Origin of the sequence: Microcoleus sp. SVA1B4 (genome assembly GCF_036700545.1) — a bacterium.
Lineage (GTDB): Bacteria > Cyanobacteriota > Cyanobacteriia > Cyanobacteriales > Microcoleaceae > Microcoleus.
Genome location: NZ_JAUBPB010000047.1, coordinates 1 through 16,685 on the forward strand (window position 1 = coordinate 1; position 16,685 = coordinate 16,685).

9 protein-coding genes are annotated in these 16,685 nt (G+C 47.9%); 4 read left to right on the forward strand and 5 right to left on the reverse strand.

Annotated elements, in window-relative coordinates; translation table 11 throughout:
• Window positions 1-273 precede the first annotated feature (273 nt).
• The gene (locus QT987_RS19945) at window positions 274-1,611 is read right to left on the reverse strand and encodes a hemolysin family protein (RefSeq protein WP_333243333.1); all 1,338 of its coding nucleotides are present in this window, start codon (window positions 1,609-1,611) and stop codon (window positions 274-276) included.
• Between the two features lie 516 nt (window positions 1,612-2,127).
• Between QT987_RS19945 and mfd the strand changes: the two genes are divergently transcribed.
• Both mfd and QT987_RS19955 read left to right on the forward strand, forming a co-directional pair.
• The gene (mfd, locus tag QT987_RS19950) at window positions 2,128-5,685 is read left to right on the forward strand and encodes a transcription-repair coupling factor (protein ID WP_333243336.1); all 3,558 of its coding nucleotides are present in this window, start codon (window positions 2,128-2,130) and stop codon (window positions 5,683-5,685) included.
• Between the two features lie 132 nt (window positions 5,686-5,817).
• A complete protein-coding gene (locus QT987_RS19955; protein WP_333243339.1) occupies window positions 5,818-6,471 on the forward strand; it encodes an S-layer homology domain-containing protein in 654 nt (217 codons plus the stop codon).
• A 261-nt stretch (window positions 6,472-6,732) separates the two neighbouring features.
• Here QT987_RS19955 and QT987_RS19960 read toward each other — a convergent pair whose 3' ends face one another.
• Both QT987_RS19960 and gyrB read right to left on the reverse strand, forming a co-directional pair.
• A complete protein-coding gene (locus QT987_RS19960) occupies window positions 6,733-7,449 on the reverse strand; it encodes a heme oxygenase (biliverdin-producing) (RefSeq protein ID WP_333154412.1) in 717 nt (238 codons plus the stop codon).
• 709 nt (window positions 7,450-8,158) lie between these two features.
• Window positions 8,159-11,404 (reverse strand): DNA topoisomerase (ATP-hydrolyzing) subunit B, encoded by a 3,246-nt coding sequence (gyrB, locus tag QT987_RS19965; protein WP_333243342.1) that lies wholly within the window; start codon window positions 11,402-11,404, stop codon window positions 8,159-8,161.
• Between the two features lie 257 nt (window positions 11,405-11,661).
• Between gyrB and miaA the strand changes: the two genes are divergently transcribed.
• Entirely contained in the window at window positions 11,662-12,567 is a 906-nt protein-coding gene (gene miaA, locus QT987_RS19970; RefSeq protein ID WP_333243345.1) for a tRNA (adenosine(37)-N6)-dimethylallyltransferase MiaA, read from the forward strand.
• A 68-nt stretch (window positions 12,568-12,635) separates the two neighbouring features.
• Here the strand turns inward: miaA and QT987_RS19975 are convergent, their stop codons facing one another.
• Both QT987_RS19975 and msrP read right to left on the reverse strand, forming a co-directional pair.
• On the reverse strand, window positions 12,636-12,773 hold the full coding sequence (locus QT987_RS19975) for a hypothetical protein (RefSeq protein ID WP_333243348.1): 138 nt from the start codon (window positions 12,771-12,773) through the stop codon (window positions 12,636-12,638).
• 138 nt (window positions 12,774-12,911) lie between these two features.
• A complete protein-coding gene (gene msrP, locus QT987_RS19980) occupies window positions 12,912-13,895 on the reverse strand; it encodes a protein-methionine-sulfoxide reductase catalytic subunit MsrP (protein ID WP_333243351.1) in 984 nt (327 codons plus the stop codon).
• Between the two features lie 303 nt (window positions 13,896-14,198).
• Here msrP and QT987_RS19985 point away from each other — a divergent pair, with 303 nt between their 5' ends.
• Window positions 14,199-16,487, forward strand: coding sequence for a serine/threonine-protein kinase (locus tag QT987_RS19985; RefSeq protein ID WP_333243354.1), 2,289 nt, complete (start codon window positions 14,199-14,201; stop codon window positions 16,485-16,487).
• The last annotated feature ends 198 nt before the right edge of the window (window positions 16,488-16,685 follow it).

A 16,685-nucleotide genomic window follows, 5' to 3' on the forward strand; every position in this document is an offset into this window, starting at 1 on the left:
GATTTTAAAATCCCAAAAGCCTTTCGACCCCAATTATTTGACTGCTACCCCTTGACAGGTCAAGACAGTATCTACGGGTATTATGTCGATGGATTAAAATTACATGGTTTTTAGTTTTAGGTTTTTGGCTGGCTGGGGGAGCGATCGCCCGTTGAGTTGAGATGATTTATCGTTGGGTGGGGGCGGGTTTTTGAGATTGTTTGTTTCCGGCGATGATGGTTGGTGAACCCGCCCCTACGGGTATTATGTCGATGGATTAAAATTACATGGTTTTTAGTTTTGGGTTTTTGGCTGGCTGGAGGAGCGATCGCCCGTTGAGTCGATCGGCATTACCAAGATTTTATCAACTCGGTTCCCGTCCATATCGACTACTTCCACGCGCAAACCGTTCCACTCAAAATGCTCGGCTGCTGTGGGAATTTTCCCCAAATTTGTAATCACAAAACCGCCCATTGTGTGGTAACTTCCTTTGTGTTCGGCTGACAATTCTTCGATTCCAAATAGCTCAAAAAAATCTTCGACTGCTAGCATTCCGTCTAACAGCCAAGAACCGTCTTCGCGCTGCACGGTTTGAGGTTCGTCAGCATCTTCAATCGAGGGAAAGTCGCCAACGAGTTCGACTAAAATGTCGTTGACTGTAACCAATCCTTGAATCACCCCGTATTCATCTACTACCAAGGCAATTTGATTGCTAGATTGTTTGAAAAGTTCTAATACTTTTAAACCCCGCGTGCTTTCCGGTACAAATAACGGTCGTCGTAAAGAAGCGCTTAAATCTAGGGGTTGACCAGTTAAAGTCCGAGACAGCATATCAGTAACGTGTACTAAACCGACAACGTTGTCGAGTCCTCCTTGACACACAGGAAACCGAGAATGACCACTGCCGAGCATTTTTTGGCGGTTTTCTTCCACTGAGTCGTCGAGATCGAGCCAGGTAAGATCGGGACGCGGGGTCATTAAGGCGCTGACTCGCCGATCGCCCAAACGAAACACTCTTTCCACCATATCTTGTTCGGCTTCTTCAAAGGTTCCGGCTTCTGTTCCTTGCTCTATTAAAACTTTAATTTCTTCCTCTGTAACTTGCGGTTCTGTAGAAGGCACAATCCCCATGATCCGCATCACTAAGTCAGTGGAATAACTTAACAGATAAACCGCAGGAGCGCCAATTTTTGAGAGCATTCGCATGGGAATTGCTACGCTTGAGGCGATCGGCTCTGGGTTGTTGAGTGCCAGCCGCTTCGGCACGAGTTCCCCGATAATTAAGGTCAGATAAGTGATGGTTAAAACTGCTACTACTGAGGCGATCGTCTGAGAATAGGGGCCCAGGGCAGGAATCAACCGTAACAAAGGCTCCACCCTTTTAGCAACCGTCGTTTCCCCAAAAGCGCCCGACAGAATGGCTAGCATCGTAATCCCGATTTGAACTGTCGGCAAGAACTGATTGGGGGCATTCGCCAGATCCAAGGCTACACGGGCATTGATCGAACCTTGGTTGGCCATCTGTTGCAGTCTCACCTTCCGTACAGAGATGATGGCCATCTCTGACATCACAAACAAGCCATTGAGGAAAACCAGCAGGAGAACAATCAGAAGGTCTATATTTGAGGACATTTCTAAAATTTTCGGTAGTAACGGCGAAGCGCTCTGCCCGGTTAGTTGATTTGAGATTTGAGATTTTAGATTTTAGATTGACGACGCCACCAGTATCTGGGGGATTTCCCTCATATCTAAAATTCTTCGATCTTCACAACTTGAGTACGTGGCAGGGTATCCGTCTTTGGGTGCAGTCACAGGAGAGGTCTGGAAGCTGCGAATCTCGATCGCAAAATCGAAATTGTTGTCAACCTGGCCCTATATTAACGGAACTGGCTCGCTCAAGATCGCCGGATCGACATATTAAAGCACAAATCTATCTCCAGTTAAGTTCCCAGGCGTCAATCGATTTTAGATTTTAGATTTTAGATTTTAGATTGAAGCCTTGACTTGCGCGAGATGAATCACGTGGCGGGTATCCTGGATGCTTTCGGTCAACAGCAGAGCGGCACAATCATGGATGTTTGTCGTACAATCTCCTTAACAGGCAAAGGGAAAGAGCCTTCGCCGATCAGGGATTAAAATTAAAAGCGCATGACTTTCTCTTCAATAATTCGTACCCTGGGGCGATCGCCCCTAGCAACAGAACTCCTCAACAAGCTCAAGCGCCATCGCTACGTGCAACTGTCCGGCGTAGCCCGTTTGCCCAAAGGTTTAGTAGCTTCCGCCCTCGCACAGCAAGAAGGGCGGAGTTTACTGGTAGTGACAGCAACTCTAGAAGAAGCCGGCCGTTGGGTGGCAGGGCTGGAGGCTATGGGCTGGCAGACTGTGCATTTTTACCCAACTTCCGAGGCTTCGCCCTACGAGCTATCTTACTCCGACGAGAACGAAATGACTTGGGGACAAATGCAGGTGCTGGCGGATTTGGTCGAGAAACGAGAAACAAACCCTAATTCTAAGCCGATCGCGATTGTAGCCACCGAAAGAGCTCTCCAGTGTCACTTGCCCCCGCCTGCTGCTTTTGAACCCTACTGTCTGACGCTGAAGCGAGGTGCGGTTCAAGACTCGAAGATACTTGACCGCCAACTTGTGTCGATGGGGTACGATCGAGTGACTCTGGTAGAAATGGAGGGCCAGTGGAGTCGCCGGGGCGATATTGTCGATGTGTTTCCGGTAGCGGCGGAGTTGCCAGTGCGGCTGGAATGGTTTGGGGATGATTTGGAGCAAATTCGGGAGTTTGACCCGTCTTCCCAGCGATCGCTCGATAAGGTCGATCGATTAGTTTTAACCCCTACTAATTTTAACACAATTATTAAAGCAGTTTTATCTGAAAAAAAGGTTGACGAAATCAACCACATAGGCTCGGTTGACACAGAAAATGAAGGCGAAAAATTTGTCCGCAGGCTGTTGGGTTTAGCCTTCGAGCAACCTGCATCTTTGTTGGATTATTTGACTGAAAATACTTTAGTTGTTATTGACGAACCACAAGGGTGCGAAGGTCACAGCGACCGCTGGTTTGAGAATGCACAGGAACAGTGGAATAATTGCAATCGCGAATCGACAGTTGCTGGTGAGGAAACAGAAAACTTGCCAATTGCTAATTTAAAAGTTCCGAAAATTCACCGCACTTTTGCTGAATCTATGGCAGATGTCGCAGCTTTCGAGAGGCTAGAACTTTCAGAATTGGCAGAAGATTCTACAGCTAAAAAAATTCAAAGCTCTGCGGAGGGCGACCAGCTACCGTCTGCGATTAATTTGGCTTCTCGGCCTGTGCCGGTGATGCCTCACCAATTTGCGAAGCTGTCTCAAATGCTCAGGGAAGAGCGCGATCGGGGTTTTACCATTTTTCTGGTTTCTGCTCAACCGAGTCGTTCTGTTTCTTTGCTTTCGGAGCACGACTGTCCGGCTCAGTTTGTGGTGAATCCGCGCGATTATTTGGCGATCGACAAGTTGCAATTGCAGCACATTCCGGTTGCTTTGAAGTACAGCGGGCTGGCAGAATTGGAAGGTTTTATCCTACCGACTTTTCGGATAGTTTTAATTACCGATCGGGAATTTTACGGTCAGCATTCTCTCGCTACTTTTAGCTACGTCCGCAAGCGCCGCCGCGCTGCTTCTAAGCAAGTAGACCCGAATAAATTAAGCCCTGGTGATTATGTGGTTCACCGCCAGCACGGAGTGGGTAAATTTCTCAAGTTGGAACGTTTGACGATCGATCGGGAAACTCGCGAATATTTATTGATTCAATACGCTGACGGTACTCTGAGGGTGGCGGCAGATCAATTGGGCGCTTTGTCGCGGTTTCGGACTGTAGCCGATAAAGTACCGGATCTAAACAAGCTGACAGGTCAAACTTGGGAAAAAACTAAAACTAAGGTTCGCAAAGCTGTTAAAAAATTGGCAGTGGATTTGCTGAATCTTTATGCTAAAAGAGCTAAACAAACAGGTTACGCTTTTCCTCCTGATATGCCTTGGCAACAAGAATTAGAGGATTCTTTTCCTTACCAGCCAACGCCGGATCAGTTGAAGGCAACTCAGGATGTGAAACGCGACATGGAGGGCGATCGACCGATGGATCGTTTGGTCTGCGGCGATGTCGGTTTTGGTAAGACAGAAGTGGCTCTGAGAGCGATTTTTAAGGCGGTTACGGCGGGCAAGCAGGTGGCTTTGCTCGCGCCGACGACGATTTTGACCCAACAGCACTATCACACGCTCTCGGAGCGTTTTTCCCCTTATCCGATCGAAGTTGGTTTGCTCAATCGCTTTCGCACTGAAACCGAGCGCCGAGAGATTCACAAGCGTTTGGCGACTGGGGAATTAGATGTGATTGTCGGTACTCAAGCTGTTTTGAGCAAGGCGATTAAATTTCGGGATTTGGGCCTGTTGGTGGTGGATGAAGAACAGCGGTTTGGAGTTAAGCAAAAGGAAGCGATTAAATCTCTCAAAACAGAGGTAGATGTTCTGACTCTGACAGCAACGCCGATTCCCCGGACTTTGTATATGTCGCTGTCGGGGATTCGCGAGATGAGTTTGATTTCGACTCCGCCTCCTTCCAGACGCCCGATTCAGACGCATTTGGCTCCCTATAACCCGGAAGTGGTGCGATCGGCAATTCGTCAAGAATTGGATAGAGGCGGTCAGGTTTTTTACGTGGTGCCGCGGATTGAGGGGATTGATGAGTTGGCCGTTCAGTTGCAGGAGATGGTTCCGTCTGCCAGAATTGCGATCGCCCACGGTCAAATGGAGGCGTCGGAATTAGAATCAATCATGCTGACTTTCAGTGCGGCGGAGTTTGATATTTTGGTGTGCACGACGATTATTGAGTCGGGTTTGGATATTCCGCGAGTCAATACTATTTTAATTGAAGACGCGCAGAAGTTTGGTTTGGGTCAGCTTTACCAGTTGCGGGGACGGGTGGGACGCGCGGGGATTCAAGCTCATGCTTGGCTGTTTTATCCCAAGCAGAACCAACTTTCTGATGCTGCAAGGCAGCGGCTGCGGGCAATTCAAGAGTTTGCCCAGTTGGGTTCGGGCTATCAGTTGGCTGTCCGAGATATGGAAATTCGCGGTTCGGGTGATGTTTTGGGTACTGAACAATCTGGTCAAATGGAGGCGATCGGTTTTGATTTGTATGCTGAAATGTTAGAGGAGGCGATTCGCGAAATTAAGGGTCAGGAAATTCCGAAAGTTGAGGACGCGCAAATTGACCTCACTTTGACGGCGTTTATTCCTGCCGATTACATCGCAGATTTGGATCAAAAGATGAGCGCTTACCGGTCTGTGGCTTCTGCTAATACCCCTGAAGAATTACAGCAGATTCAGGCTGATTGGTGCGATCGTTATGGGCCAATTCCTCTGCCAGCCCAGCAACTTATCCGTGTGGTCGAACTCAAACAAATCGCTAAAAAAATCGGTTTTTCTCGGATTAAGCCGGAGAATAAGCAGAACATAGTTTTGGAAACAGCTATGGAAGAGCCTGCTTGGAATTTGCTCAAGGCTAATTTGCCGGAACATTTGCGCTCTCGTTTTGTCTACAGCAAGGGGAAGGTTACTATTCGAGGTATGGCGGTTTTGACGGCCCAAAAGCAATTAGATAATTTGATTGATTGGCTGGGTAAAATGCAGGGCGCTTTGCCAGAAGCAAATGTTTGATTTTAATATATAATCCCCAACTCTAGCGCACCGCCGAAACCACAGAATAATTCCGATGGAACCATAAAAAATATTACTGCTGTTTTCATGATGGTTTTAGCGACAGAAAGGATTAAAATCGTGAAAAAGTTAGTGAGTATTTTTTTGGCGATCGCGCTAATGCAAGGAGTCCCAATGGCGGTTCAATCTCAACAAATAATTGACCCGATCGATCGGGTTGTGAGTGCTGGATTGATGAATAAAGATGCCAGTGGCAATTTTAATGCTGATGGCCTTGTCAGTCGCGCCGATTTGGCGGTGATTTTAGTGAAAACTTTTGGTTTGGAACGCCGGAAAACAGCTCAGAAACCGGATAGGGAAGTGCCGGACGTACCGAAGAGTTACTGGGCTTACAGTGCGATTCAAACTGCTTTGAAAACGGGAACGATGAGTGGATATCGCGACGGAATGTTTTTCCCAAATCAAAGGGTGACTCGCGCTGAAGCTTTGGCGATTTTTGCTCAAGCTTATGGGGTTTTTCAGTTTCCAGATCCCAGCATTTCCGAGATTTTAGCTAAGTATCCCGATGCAGGCGAAATTCCTAATTGGGCTAGAAAATCTATAGCTACTGCACTTTATGAAGGGTTCGTTAATGTTGATGTCGCAACTAATAAAATTAATCCTTTGAAACCGATGACTCGTGGAGATATCGCTTACGCTTTGAGCAAGTATTTGGAGCGACAAGTAAGGCCCACTTCTTTGCCTGTCCCCGACGAGGAGCCTCCCGATCGCGGCATGGGAAGGTGATAGTGTTTAGTTGTGATATCAAATCCGGTAGCATCCGAATTATTCCTCTCTGTATTCTCTCCCTCTGCGTTCTCTGCGCCCTCTGCGGTTAAATAATCCCGATACAACCGGAAACGATATGAGTTAAAAAGTCGATCGCCCGCAATTCAAACACCATGCAAAATCCCGGAGATTTGGTGACTGTAAAAGCAGCCATCAAACCCCCAGGATTTAAGTTTTTCCTCTTAAACGAGGCTCAAATTATCCCCAGTGAGCTTTAACTCAATCAGCAGTAGCCAATTCGGTACTGGCACCACCGCGCTTCCGTGTCAGGGTATTGAAAAGCATCTGACCGACTGCTTTAATCAAATTGCCCTCTAACTCCATGAACATCTTCATGTTCATGCCAAAAGCTGCATTAGCTTCGTCAACAATTCGCTCTGCTGTTGCTTCGTCAATCGGCAGTTCATTCATTGCCTGACGGTAGTTAGCCTTGAATTCTTTTTCATCAGGAATATCCTGGAATTCATAGAAAGCAGTGCCTTCTCCGTCGGAAAGATTCATCCCGCGCTGGGCAATTCCCTTCAGGATTTGTCCGCCGGATAAATCGCCAAGGTAGCGAGTGTAAGAGTGAGCTACTAACAGTTCTGGTGCGGTCGCCGAAATCTCTCGAATGCGCTGCACATAAGCTTTAGCTGCGGCTGAGGGGGCTACTTGTTCGCGCCAATTCGCACCGTAGTAGTAAAATAAATCTTGCTCTAAGCTGTGTTTGCGATTCAACTCAGAAAAGTAAATTTTTGAAACAACCGGATGCTGTTTTTGGCGTTCCATTTCCTCTTCCATTGCCGAGTAGACAAAGTAGAGGTTTCCTACTAACTTCCGGTAAGAAGTTTTTTCTACAACGCCTTTTAAAAAACACTTGACAAAACCGACGTTTTCTGCCATTGTGTGGGACTTTTTGGTTCCCTCACGCAATTTGGTCGCTAAATTGATGCTCATAAAAAAATTCGGTAAGTGGGAAACTCAGCGTCTTTAGACCTGAGAGGGAAACGGCTCGGCGGTCGAAACCGCCGTCAATCTTTGCATTACACGAGGATTGCTAGATGGGAGTGTAATGAATGTAATGTAATTTCGATGGGACACTTCAGCTAGGGGAGCGTGCATCGAAATTACCCTCTCAAATTTGGCAACCCGCGATCGCATAATGTTTGCTCTTTCGAGCCTCCCTTTCGGGGTGATGTTAGCTTCGACAAAGTTAACGGCCGGTACTATATCTAGGACACTGATTTAACCCAATAAGTCTGTTTAATCCTAAATTTCTAGAGCAAGGAACTAGCTTCGCATTCCCTGGTAGGTCTTTAACTCTTACCGTTAACGTAGTACCAAGGTACTGAGTCTGGTCAACTGCGGTTTAAGTCTTAGGCTAGAAGCCCAATCTCTTTAGACCTGGGTCGTTGACGCTATATTTGTCCAACCTTCTATTTTTGTGGTAGCTGATGGATGCGCCAAAAATCTAAAATTTACCTAAGTGTTTACCTTAGATCGATTTGATGAGAGATTGTATTAATTTTTATAACAAAACCTAGAAACATCAAAGGGCCCTGATGCCCGATCGCCCGAAAGGGCAGAAGGCATCAGGGCCGCAAAAGTTTAGTCATGAGTCCTGAGTCATTAGCTGCTAGCTAACGACTCAGGACTCAGGATTAATTTAGATGTCCAAGTCGAGGAGGTTGAGTTTGGGGCCGTAGGTTTCAATGAATTCGCGGCGGGGGGCGACACGATCGCCCATTAAGATCGTAAAGATGCGATCGGCCTCAGCAGCGTCTTCAATCTCAACCCGTTTCAGCGTCCGAGTTTCTGGGTTCATCGTTGTATCCCACAACTGTGTCGGCATCATTTCACCCAAACCTTTGAACCGCTGAATGGTGTAGTTAGCATTCGCCGGAAATTCATTGCGGACGAGATTGTTCATTTCGCGATCGCTGTAACAGTAGTAATGATTGCGTCCCCGTTCCACTTTATAGAGAGGAGGACAAGCAATGTAGATGTAACCTTGTTCTACAAGTGCCCGCTGATAGCGGTAGAAGAAAGTCAGCAACAGCGTGCGGATGTGAGCACCATCTACGTCAGCGTCAGTCATAATTACGATGTGGTGATACCGCAATTGACCCGGATCGAATTCTTCGCCTTTGATGCCCAAACCCAGGGCTGTAATTAACGATTGAATTTCGTTATTTTTGTAGATTTTGGCGTCGTCGGTTTTCTCAATGTTGAGAATTTTACCGCGCAAAGGCAGGATTGCTTGGAATTGGCGATCGCGCCCTTGTTTGGCACTGTTGTGGACAAAAATTCCCGCCCCTAATGCAAAGTTGTGACTGTTGGGCACTTCGATGTCGTAGACATCGTAGCGTTCCTCTACAGCTTCGATCTTGACAACGCGGTGGTTGTAATTCCGAACCGCTTGGCGAGCATATACTTCATCACCATTAAAGTAGCGATCGCAAAACGTCTCAAACTTCAACAAAGTCTTATCACCCTTCATGCGGCGATAAAGATTGTAAGCATCTACATTCATCCAACCTTCTTTCAGGTGGACTGTCTTCAAAGCTTCCAGCGTCTGGCGGTAATAAGTTTCCTTCAAAGTCGCTTTACGTTTCTGGCGAAACTCCGGCGTCCACTGTTCCTTAGTTTTTTCGCGCCGCCACTCCAACAAATTCTCATCTTGCCACTGTTCTTTAGCAAGTTGAGAATGAGTCTCCCGTGCTTCAGGATTGTTAGCAAAATGATTACTCACCCGTTCCGACTGAGCCAAACGGTTTTCTTCGGAACTCCAATACTCTTGCTGGGCTTGGTTCAGCAGTTCATTATTTTGCTGGCGATAAGTTTCATCACTATCGTAAAACTCCCGCCACTTGCTCATCATGTAAGCTTTATACTCTTCATCTTCCCACTGAGCTTTCGCCTGTTCCGAAAGAATTTGTAGCGTTTCAGGCTGCCGCATCCGCTCTTTCATCATCGCCCGAAATTCATCGGTCATGTGAGCTTGACGGCTCTTTTCAATGACATCGGGCCTGTGCAAGGTTTTCTCAAGGTTCGCGCGGTGAAGAGCCAAGTGATCCTCAGCAGGCAATCGCTGAATATTTGTCGGATTGTTGTTGAGTTTGTTAAAGTCAACGTGATGGCGGTGATTGCCGTCAGATGCGAGATAAACGCCATGTTTCAGGTTGTAGAAATCCGCTAAAAGATGGGTGTAAATCCACTTATCACTGTTGGGATTCCAAACCATTTCGTAACCGTTAAGTCCCTGACCCTGTTTGTTTTTTTCCGACAACTTGCTGTGGAACGGCATTAATGAATCTTCCGGTGTCAGCATGGCGGCTGCTTTGTAAGTGCCATCCCGCAACATGAATGGATGGTCGGGAGTGCAAGTTATTGTCTCCCCATTGTCTAATGTCAGTTTGACAACTTCAGCATTTGCTTTAGTCATCCGAGCATTAGTTATTCGCTCAAACCCGATGTTTCCACTCTCGCGAATGGTGTAGCAAAAGTGTTCTTTACCTTCTGCTTGTTCGTCAACTATCTGTTTGATAGTTTTTGTGGTGCCGTCAGCTAATTTTATTTCCTGAGATGAAAAAAAACAGCCCCCCGCTGAATCCCCCTCGACCAGGTATATCTCAGACAGGGCGGGGTCTCTGGAGCTACAGTCCGCTAATTTTCCCGGCAAAGGAGACGATTCTAAGACAGATTTTCGGCGCACTAAATCGCGGGCACGACGGGCAGCTTCAGCGGCCTTAAATGCCTGAATTGCTTTTTCCAAAATAGCGTCGGCTACTTGGGGGCGAAACTCTAAATATTCTGTCAATACTTCGCCTACCAAGGAATCGACAATTCCCCGAACTTCTGTATTTCCTAGCTTAGTTTTAGTTTGACCTTCAAATTCAGGGTCTGGGACTTTGACAGAAATCACTGCTGTCAAACCTTCGCGCACGTTTTCGCCGGCGAGGTTGGGCTCGTTTTCTTTGATTTTGTTGCGCTTGCGGGCGATCGAATTCATCGTCCGCGTCAAAACAGCCTTCAAACCTTCTAAGTGCGTGCCACCGTCGATCGTCCGAATGTTGTTAGCAAAACCTAGAACGTTGTCGCTAAAAGCATCAACGCACCACTGCAAGGCCACTTCTATTTGCACGTTGTTGCGTTCTCCTTGCACGTAGATCACTTCTTCGTGCAGAGGCTGCTTTTCGCGGTTCATGTAGGCGATATATTCCTTGATTCCGCCCTCGTAACAGTAAGTTTCGATGCGAGGTTCGCTACTTTTGAGCAGTTCCAAACGGTGGTCGCTAAACGTAATTCTCACGCCCGCATTCAAGTAACCCAATTCTCGCAAGCGCCCCGCGAGTGTAGTGTAATCAAATTCAATGCCAGTGCTAAATATTTGAGTATCTGGCAAGAAAGAAACTGAAGTGCCGGTGCGAGTGCCTTTGTTGGGCTTGGCAGTAAGTTCCGTAACTGGATTGCCTCTCTCGTAGCGCTGTAAATGTTCTTTTTGGTCGCGCCAAACTGTCACTTCTACCCACTCGGACAGCGCGTTAACAACAGAAATACCTACACCGTGCAATCCTCCAGAAACCTTGTAGCCACCACCGCCAAATTTACCGCCGGCGTGGAGTACAGTCATTACTGTTTCTATTCCCGATTTGCCAGTCTTGGCAACGATGCCGGTCGGAATACCCCGGCCGTCGTCTGTCACGGTAACGGAACCGTCGGCGTTGATGTCAATCTCGATGTGAGTGCAGTGGCCAGCCAGCGCCTCATCTATGGAATTGTCCACAACCTCGTAAACTAGATGGTGGAGTCCTCGCGGGCCGGTGGTACCGATGTACATCCCCGGTCGTTTACGGACTGCTTCGAGACCTTCGAGAACTTGAATCTGGTCGGCGCTGTAGCTGCTGGTCATACAAAAATAGCTCCAATAATGAGGCCTAAAGCCCCGAAAGCTTCTAAAATGGGAAAACTCCTAAAATTATAGCACAAAACCGTTAAAGGCTATGCTAGGGCTTTCTGAAGGGAAATTTATCGGGGGGACGGAGGGGAATAGTTTGGAGATTGCTTCGCGACTCCCAGGCGTAGCGCGGTGAATCAGTGAAGGGAGAGAGGGGAAAGCATGGATAGGAGAGGATTTGAGAGTTTTTATAGGGAAATGTGCGACAGCTTATGTCTAAATTAATTACGATTTGTGGGGCGACGGCGACGGGGAAGTCGGGAGTGGCTTTGGCTTTGGCGGGGCGACTGCAATCTTCGATTCTGAGTGCGGACTCTCGTCAAGTGTACCGCGAATTTGACATCGGAACCGCAAAACCGACGGCGGTCGATCGCACTTGTGTACCGCATCACTTAATTGACATCTGCGATCCCACAGAAACTCTGACACTAGCAGATTACCAGCAACAAGCTCAAAATTTAATTGCTGCTGTCGATTTTCCTGTTTCTCCTCCCCTGTTGTTGGTTGGAGGGACGGGCTTATATATTAAATCGATCGTGCGCGGTTTAAAAATTCCGAGGGTAGCACCGATGCCCGAATTGCGATCGCAACTTGCAGAACTCGGACAATCTCAATGTTACGCGATGTTGCAGCAGGTCGATCGCTCTGCGGCTGAGAAAATTCACCTCAATGACCCAGTAAGAACTTTAAGAGCACTGGAAGTATTTTATGTCACCGGTCGCCCTATTTCCGAACAGCAGGGCGAAACTCCTCCCAATTATCCTATTTTACAAATTGGGTTGGATTGCGCGATCGAAGTTTTGGTCGATCGTATCAAACAGCGCACCGAACAAATGCTAGAACGCGGTTGGATTGCTGAAGTAGAATATTTGTGTAAAAAATACGGCTGCGATTTGCCACTTTTGAACACGCTGGGCTATCAGGAAATGAAACAATATTTGGCTGGCGACATTAAGCTGGAAGAAGCTAAAGAATTAACAATTTTGCACACGCGGCAATTTGCGAAGCGTCAGCGGACATGGTTTCGAGCCTATCCTGAAATTGAATGGTTCGATGTTAGCATACCCGATTTGTGCGATCGAGTTTGGCGGAGGGTTGCAGAGTTTTGTGAACAATAAAGAGTTTTTTTACCGCAGAGGGCGCAGAGGGCACAGAGAAAGAGTAAGGAGAGATGTAAGTGTTATTTTTAATTTGGCAAAATTTCTCTAATTCTTTGCCGAAACAAACGCACAGCAGCACGCTGTCCGACTGTTCTGCTTTGTGCGATGAAACCGGGAATTTCAGCAACTGGTAAAAAGGGAAATGCTAAACTGCGATCGCACATTTCATATTTCCCTTTTCTCGTTCCCAGGATCTGCCTGGGAATGCCTGAATCCGAGGCTCTGCCTCGCACAAATAGGGAGGCAGAGCCTCCGGATCTGCGTTCCTAGGCTGAGCCTAGAAACGAGGGGAAATCCGTCAATTAACTGTACAAACTCGCCACATATTCGCCGTAACCGTTATAGGGCAAAGTTGGGCGAGTTTCCCACGACCAACTGTTACCAGGGCCGACTATGCGTTCGCTGGCCTGCGACCATCTGGGGTGCGGCTTGTCGGGCTCGACATTTGCTTCAAAGGCGTATTCGTTGGGGCCGATTGTATTCCAAAAAGTGGCGGGCTGTTGTTCGACAAATTCAATTTTTACGATCGACTTTGCGCCCTTAAAACCGTATTTCCAAGGAATCACTTGCCGCAGCGGCGCACCATTTTGTTTTGGTAGCCTTCGGCCATACAAGCCTGTGGCGAAAAATGCTAAATCGTTCGCCATTTCTTCAATTCGCAGGCCTTCGGTATAAGGCCAAGGATAAAATTGCGACATCAAACCGGGGCCGGGAGTAATTTTGGGGTCGTAAAATGAGGTAAAGCGAACGAATTTAGCCTTCGATTGCGGTTCGACATCGGCCATCAGTAATTTCATGGGAAATCCGACCCAAGGAACTACCATCGCCCAGGCTTCTACGCAGCGAAATCGATAAACTCGTTCTTCGATAGGAAATTTTTTGTAGAGGTCGTCAATATCATAAGTGCGGGGATTTTTTACTAAACCTCCTACTTCTACTTTCCAGTTTTCTGTTGGCAAAGCTTGAGCGGCTTGCCAAATTGATTTTGTGCCGCCGTATTCGTAAAAATTGTTGTATTTTGTCGCTAAGGCTTCGTCGGTAATCGCTCGATCGACTTTTGCAAAGGCGGGATTCCGGCTCAATTCCGAATATGCTTGGGTTGAGCTTTGCTCCAGAGCAGCTTTTGAGCTAGCATTGCTTTGGCAGCCAGTCAGCGGCAGCAGCGAAGCTGTCACGCCGGCGCCAATTAAATTTGTCATGAACCGACGGCGGTTGAGAAAGGCTGTTTCTGGGGTAATTTGGGGTTCGAGAATTTCCCAAGGTTTGGGAACGCGAATTAACGGCATAAGTAATAGTTAAAAGTTAGTAGTTAGTTTGGGAAAATGTGCCTAAGTTTTAATCTGTTAGTGGATTTGACATGGGAAATTTGAACTTTTAGATTCACTCCCTAGAACAAAGAATCGCGGATATTTGGCAAGCTCTCGCGATTGATTTGGTGCGATCGCAATGCAAGTATTCGCAATGACAGTATAGCTTAATTCGGTAACAACTGAGATATTGCACCATTCTAAAGAACAAGCTTTCGGGCCTGTTCCACAAAGAATGATTTTCTTGTGGGGAGTAGGGGTTGGGCAGGAGAGCCCGCCCCTATGCTCGACCTATTAAACCTTGCTCGCAGGAAAGTCAGCAATTATTTACGCGCGATCGACGGCAGCAATTGTGGCGAAAATCTGGGAAACAATTATGATCAAGCAAAGATTCCAATTAATTATTTAATTTGTCCACAGGAAGCGGCACGCACCGCCCCGCTTTCCTCCCCCACCAGCAAGAATGTCGGACGGGGGTCTCCAGCGGAAAGACAAATGAGTTACTGCACCAATCCCCATTGCCAGAATCCCCAAAATCTCGATCGCGCGACAGTATGCAAAAGTTGCGAGTCGAACTTGCTGCTAAAAGGCCGCTACCGAGTTTTTCACACCCTCGGTCAAAGTCTCACTTGCCGCACCTTCTTTGCAGTCGATGAAGACCAGCCTTCGCAACCCCGCTGCATCATTCAACAGTTCTGCAGCTCAGCAGCCGCAGACGGTGGCACACAGCAAAACCGGACATTTCGCGGCTCAGCCTCAGTTCTCGACGAGTTGGGGAAACATCCGCAAATACCTAAACTGCTGGCATCTTTTGAACTCGAAGGCTGCCAGTATTTAGTGCAAGAATACATCGAAGGCCGCAATTTAGCCGATCGGCTTTCAGAAAAAGGTGTTGTTAAAGAAATTCAAATTTGGTATCTGCTGAGCGAATTGTTGCCCGTCCTGCAATTTGTTCATGAAAATCAACTGATTCACGGAGATATCAAACCGTCGAATATTATTCACCGCAAAAATCCCCAAGCATCCCCAGCTTGGGCAGGGAAAGAGGATTTACATTCCGTGTCTCAGGAAAATTCCTCTGGGCTAGTTTTAGTCGATTTCGGCGCGGCAATTCGGGCTAATAGTGGCCCGATCAAAACAGAAACGGTGACAGGTTCTGCCGAATACGCGGCGCCGGAACAAATTAAAGGCCAAGCGATTAAGAGCAGTGACATCTACAGTTTGGGCGTCACTTGCATTCACTTGTTAACGGGAATGTCGCCCTTTGATTTGTTTGACATCAAAGCCGAAAGTTGGGCTTGGAGGCATTATTTGAAAGTACCAGTTTCGGCGCGACTCGGCCGCATCCTGGATAAAATGGTGCAGCGAGAACCATCAAAACGCTATCGCTCGACCGAGGCAATTCTCACAGACATGAAATACGGCCCGGCACCGGTAGACGTGATTCTCAGCAAACCCAAGTGGACTTTGGCAATGTGGGGAGCAACTACGGTTGCCCTGCTTTCCGTAGTGCTGGGTGTTCGCTTGCCATCTCCTGCACCGCAGGCTTTCACTTCTGGTGAGCCTGCTTCTAGCATTCCCGAAATTCGGTTCAATCCGCCCCCGATGCAGAATTTCAGGAGTAAGGCATCGCCGTCAGGGCCTGCTGTACGCACTCTGGCGGATCAAGACAAAAACCCAATTTGGGCGGTAGCAGTTGCTCCCCAGGGCCGCGTGATCGTCAGCGGAAATAACGACGGCACAATTCACTTGCGGCACAAGCGTCACGGCAAGCTGCTCAAGGTTTTAGCAGGACATTTGGGGCCGGTGTGGTCGGTGGCTGTCAGTCCCGACGGCAGGACGATCGCCAGCGGCGGCGTTGACGGTACGATTAAATTGTGGAGTTTCTATTCTGGCAAGTTAATTCGGACTTTGGACGGACACCAAGACGGCGTGTTCTCGGTGGTTTTCAGTCCCGATAGCCAGACCGTGGCCAGTGTCGGTAAGGACAAAACTTTGAAGTTGTGGCAAGTCGAAGGCGGGGCCGAGTTGGAAACTCTCAAGGGGGTTTTGGACGAGGTGCAGTCGGTGGCTTTCAGTCCTGATCGAGAAACTTTGGCGATCGGCAGCAGCGACGGTAAGATCAACCTGTGGAACTGGCAGACTGGGGAATTCAAAGACACTTTTTGGGGTCATTCCGAGGCGGTTTGGTCTCTTGCCATCAGCCCGGACGGTCAAACTCTCGCCAGCGGCAGTTGGGACAAGACGGTGAAGTTGTGGGATATCAGCCCAAATCATCACTCCCAGAAGCCCGACGGTTCTCTGCTGCGGACTTTGAGTGCCCATTCCGACAAGGTTAAGTCCTTGGCTTTCAGTCCCGACGGAGACAAACTCGCCAGCGCCGATTTGAGCGGCACTATCAAGCTGTGGCGGCTGAGTCCCGGCCAGCGGTGGCAGATGAGTCCCGCCGACACGGTGGTCACGCTGAAGGGTCATTCTACTTGGGTGGATTTGGCTTTTAATCCTCAAGACAAAACTCTGATCAGTGGCAGTTTTGACGACACGATTAAGGTGTGGCGACTGTATCCTTAATTTTTTCGATCGCCCGTTCGATCAATTTTTGAACAGCTAGGGCGATCGAACATTCAGTTAATTGATATATCAACACTTCGGACAGTTTCAATGCCCACGCATGGGGTGTTAGAAACCTGGTTTCTATGAGTTTTGCTAACAGGAGCGAGAAATATAGTCAGCAACCGGGTTTCAGATCGTCAAGAGTGCGTCCAGAAC

What these genes read in the sequence shown, in the direction of transcription:
- QT987_RS19945 (WP_333243333.1), bottom strand. Translation starts at nt 1,611, where the DNA reads ATGTCCTCAAATATAGACCTTCTGATTGTTCTCCTGCTGGTTTTCCTC.
- mfd (WP_333243336.1), top strand. Translation starts at nt 2,128, where the DNA reads ATGACTTTCTCTTCAATAATTCGTACCCTGGGGCGATCGCCCCTAGCA.
- QT987_RS19960 (WP_333154412.1), bottom strand. Translation starts at nt 7,449, where the DNA reads ATGAGCATCAATTTAGCGACCAAATTGCGTGAGGGAACCAAAAAGTCC.
- gyrB (WP_333243342.1), bottom strand. Translation starts at nt 11,404, where the DNA reads ATGACCAGCAGCTACAGCGCCGACCAGATTCAAGTTCTCGAAGGTCTC.
- miaA (WP_333243345.1), top strand. Translation starts at nt 11,662, where the DNA reads ATGTCTAAATTAATTACGATTTGTGGGGCGACGGCGACGGGGAAGTCG.
- QT987_RS19975 (WP_333243348.1), bottom strand. Translation starts at nt 12,773, where the DNA reads ATGTGCGATCGCAGTTTAGCATTTCCCTTTTTACCAGTTGCTGAAATT.
- msrP (WP_333243351.1), bottom strand. Translation starts at nt 13,895, where the DNA reads ATGCCGTTAATTCGCGTTCCCAAACCTTGGGAAATTCTCGAACCCCAA.
- QT987_RS19985 (WP_333243354.1), top strand. Translation starts at nt 14,199, where the DNA reads ATGCTCGACCTATTAAACCTTGCTCGCAGGAAAGTCAGCAATTATTTA.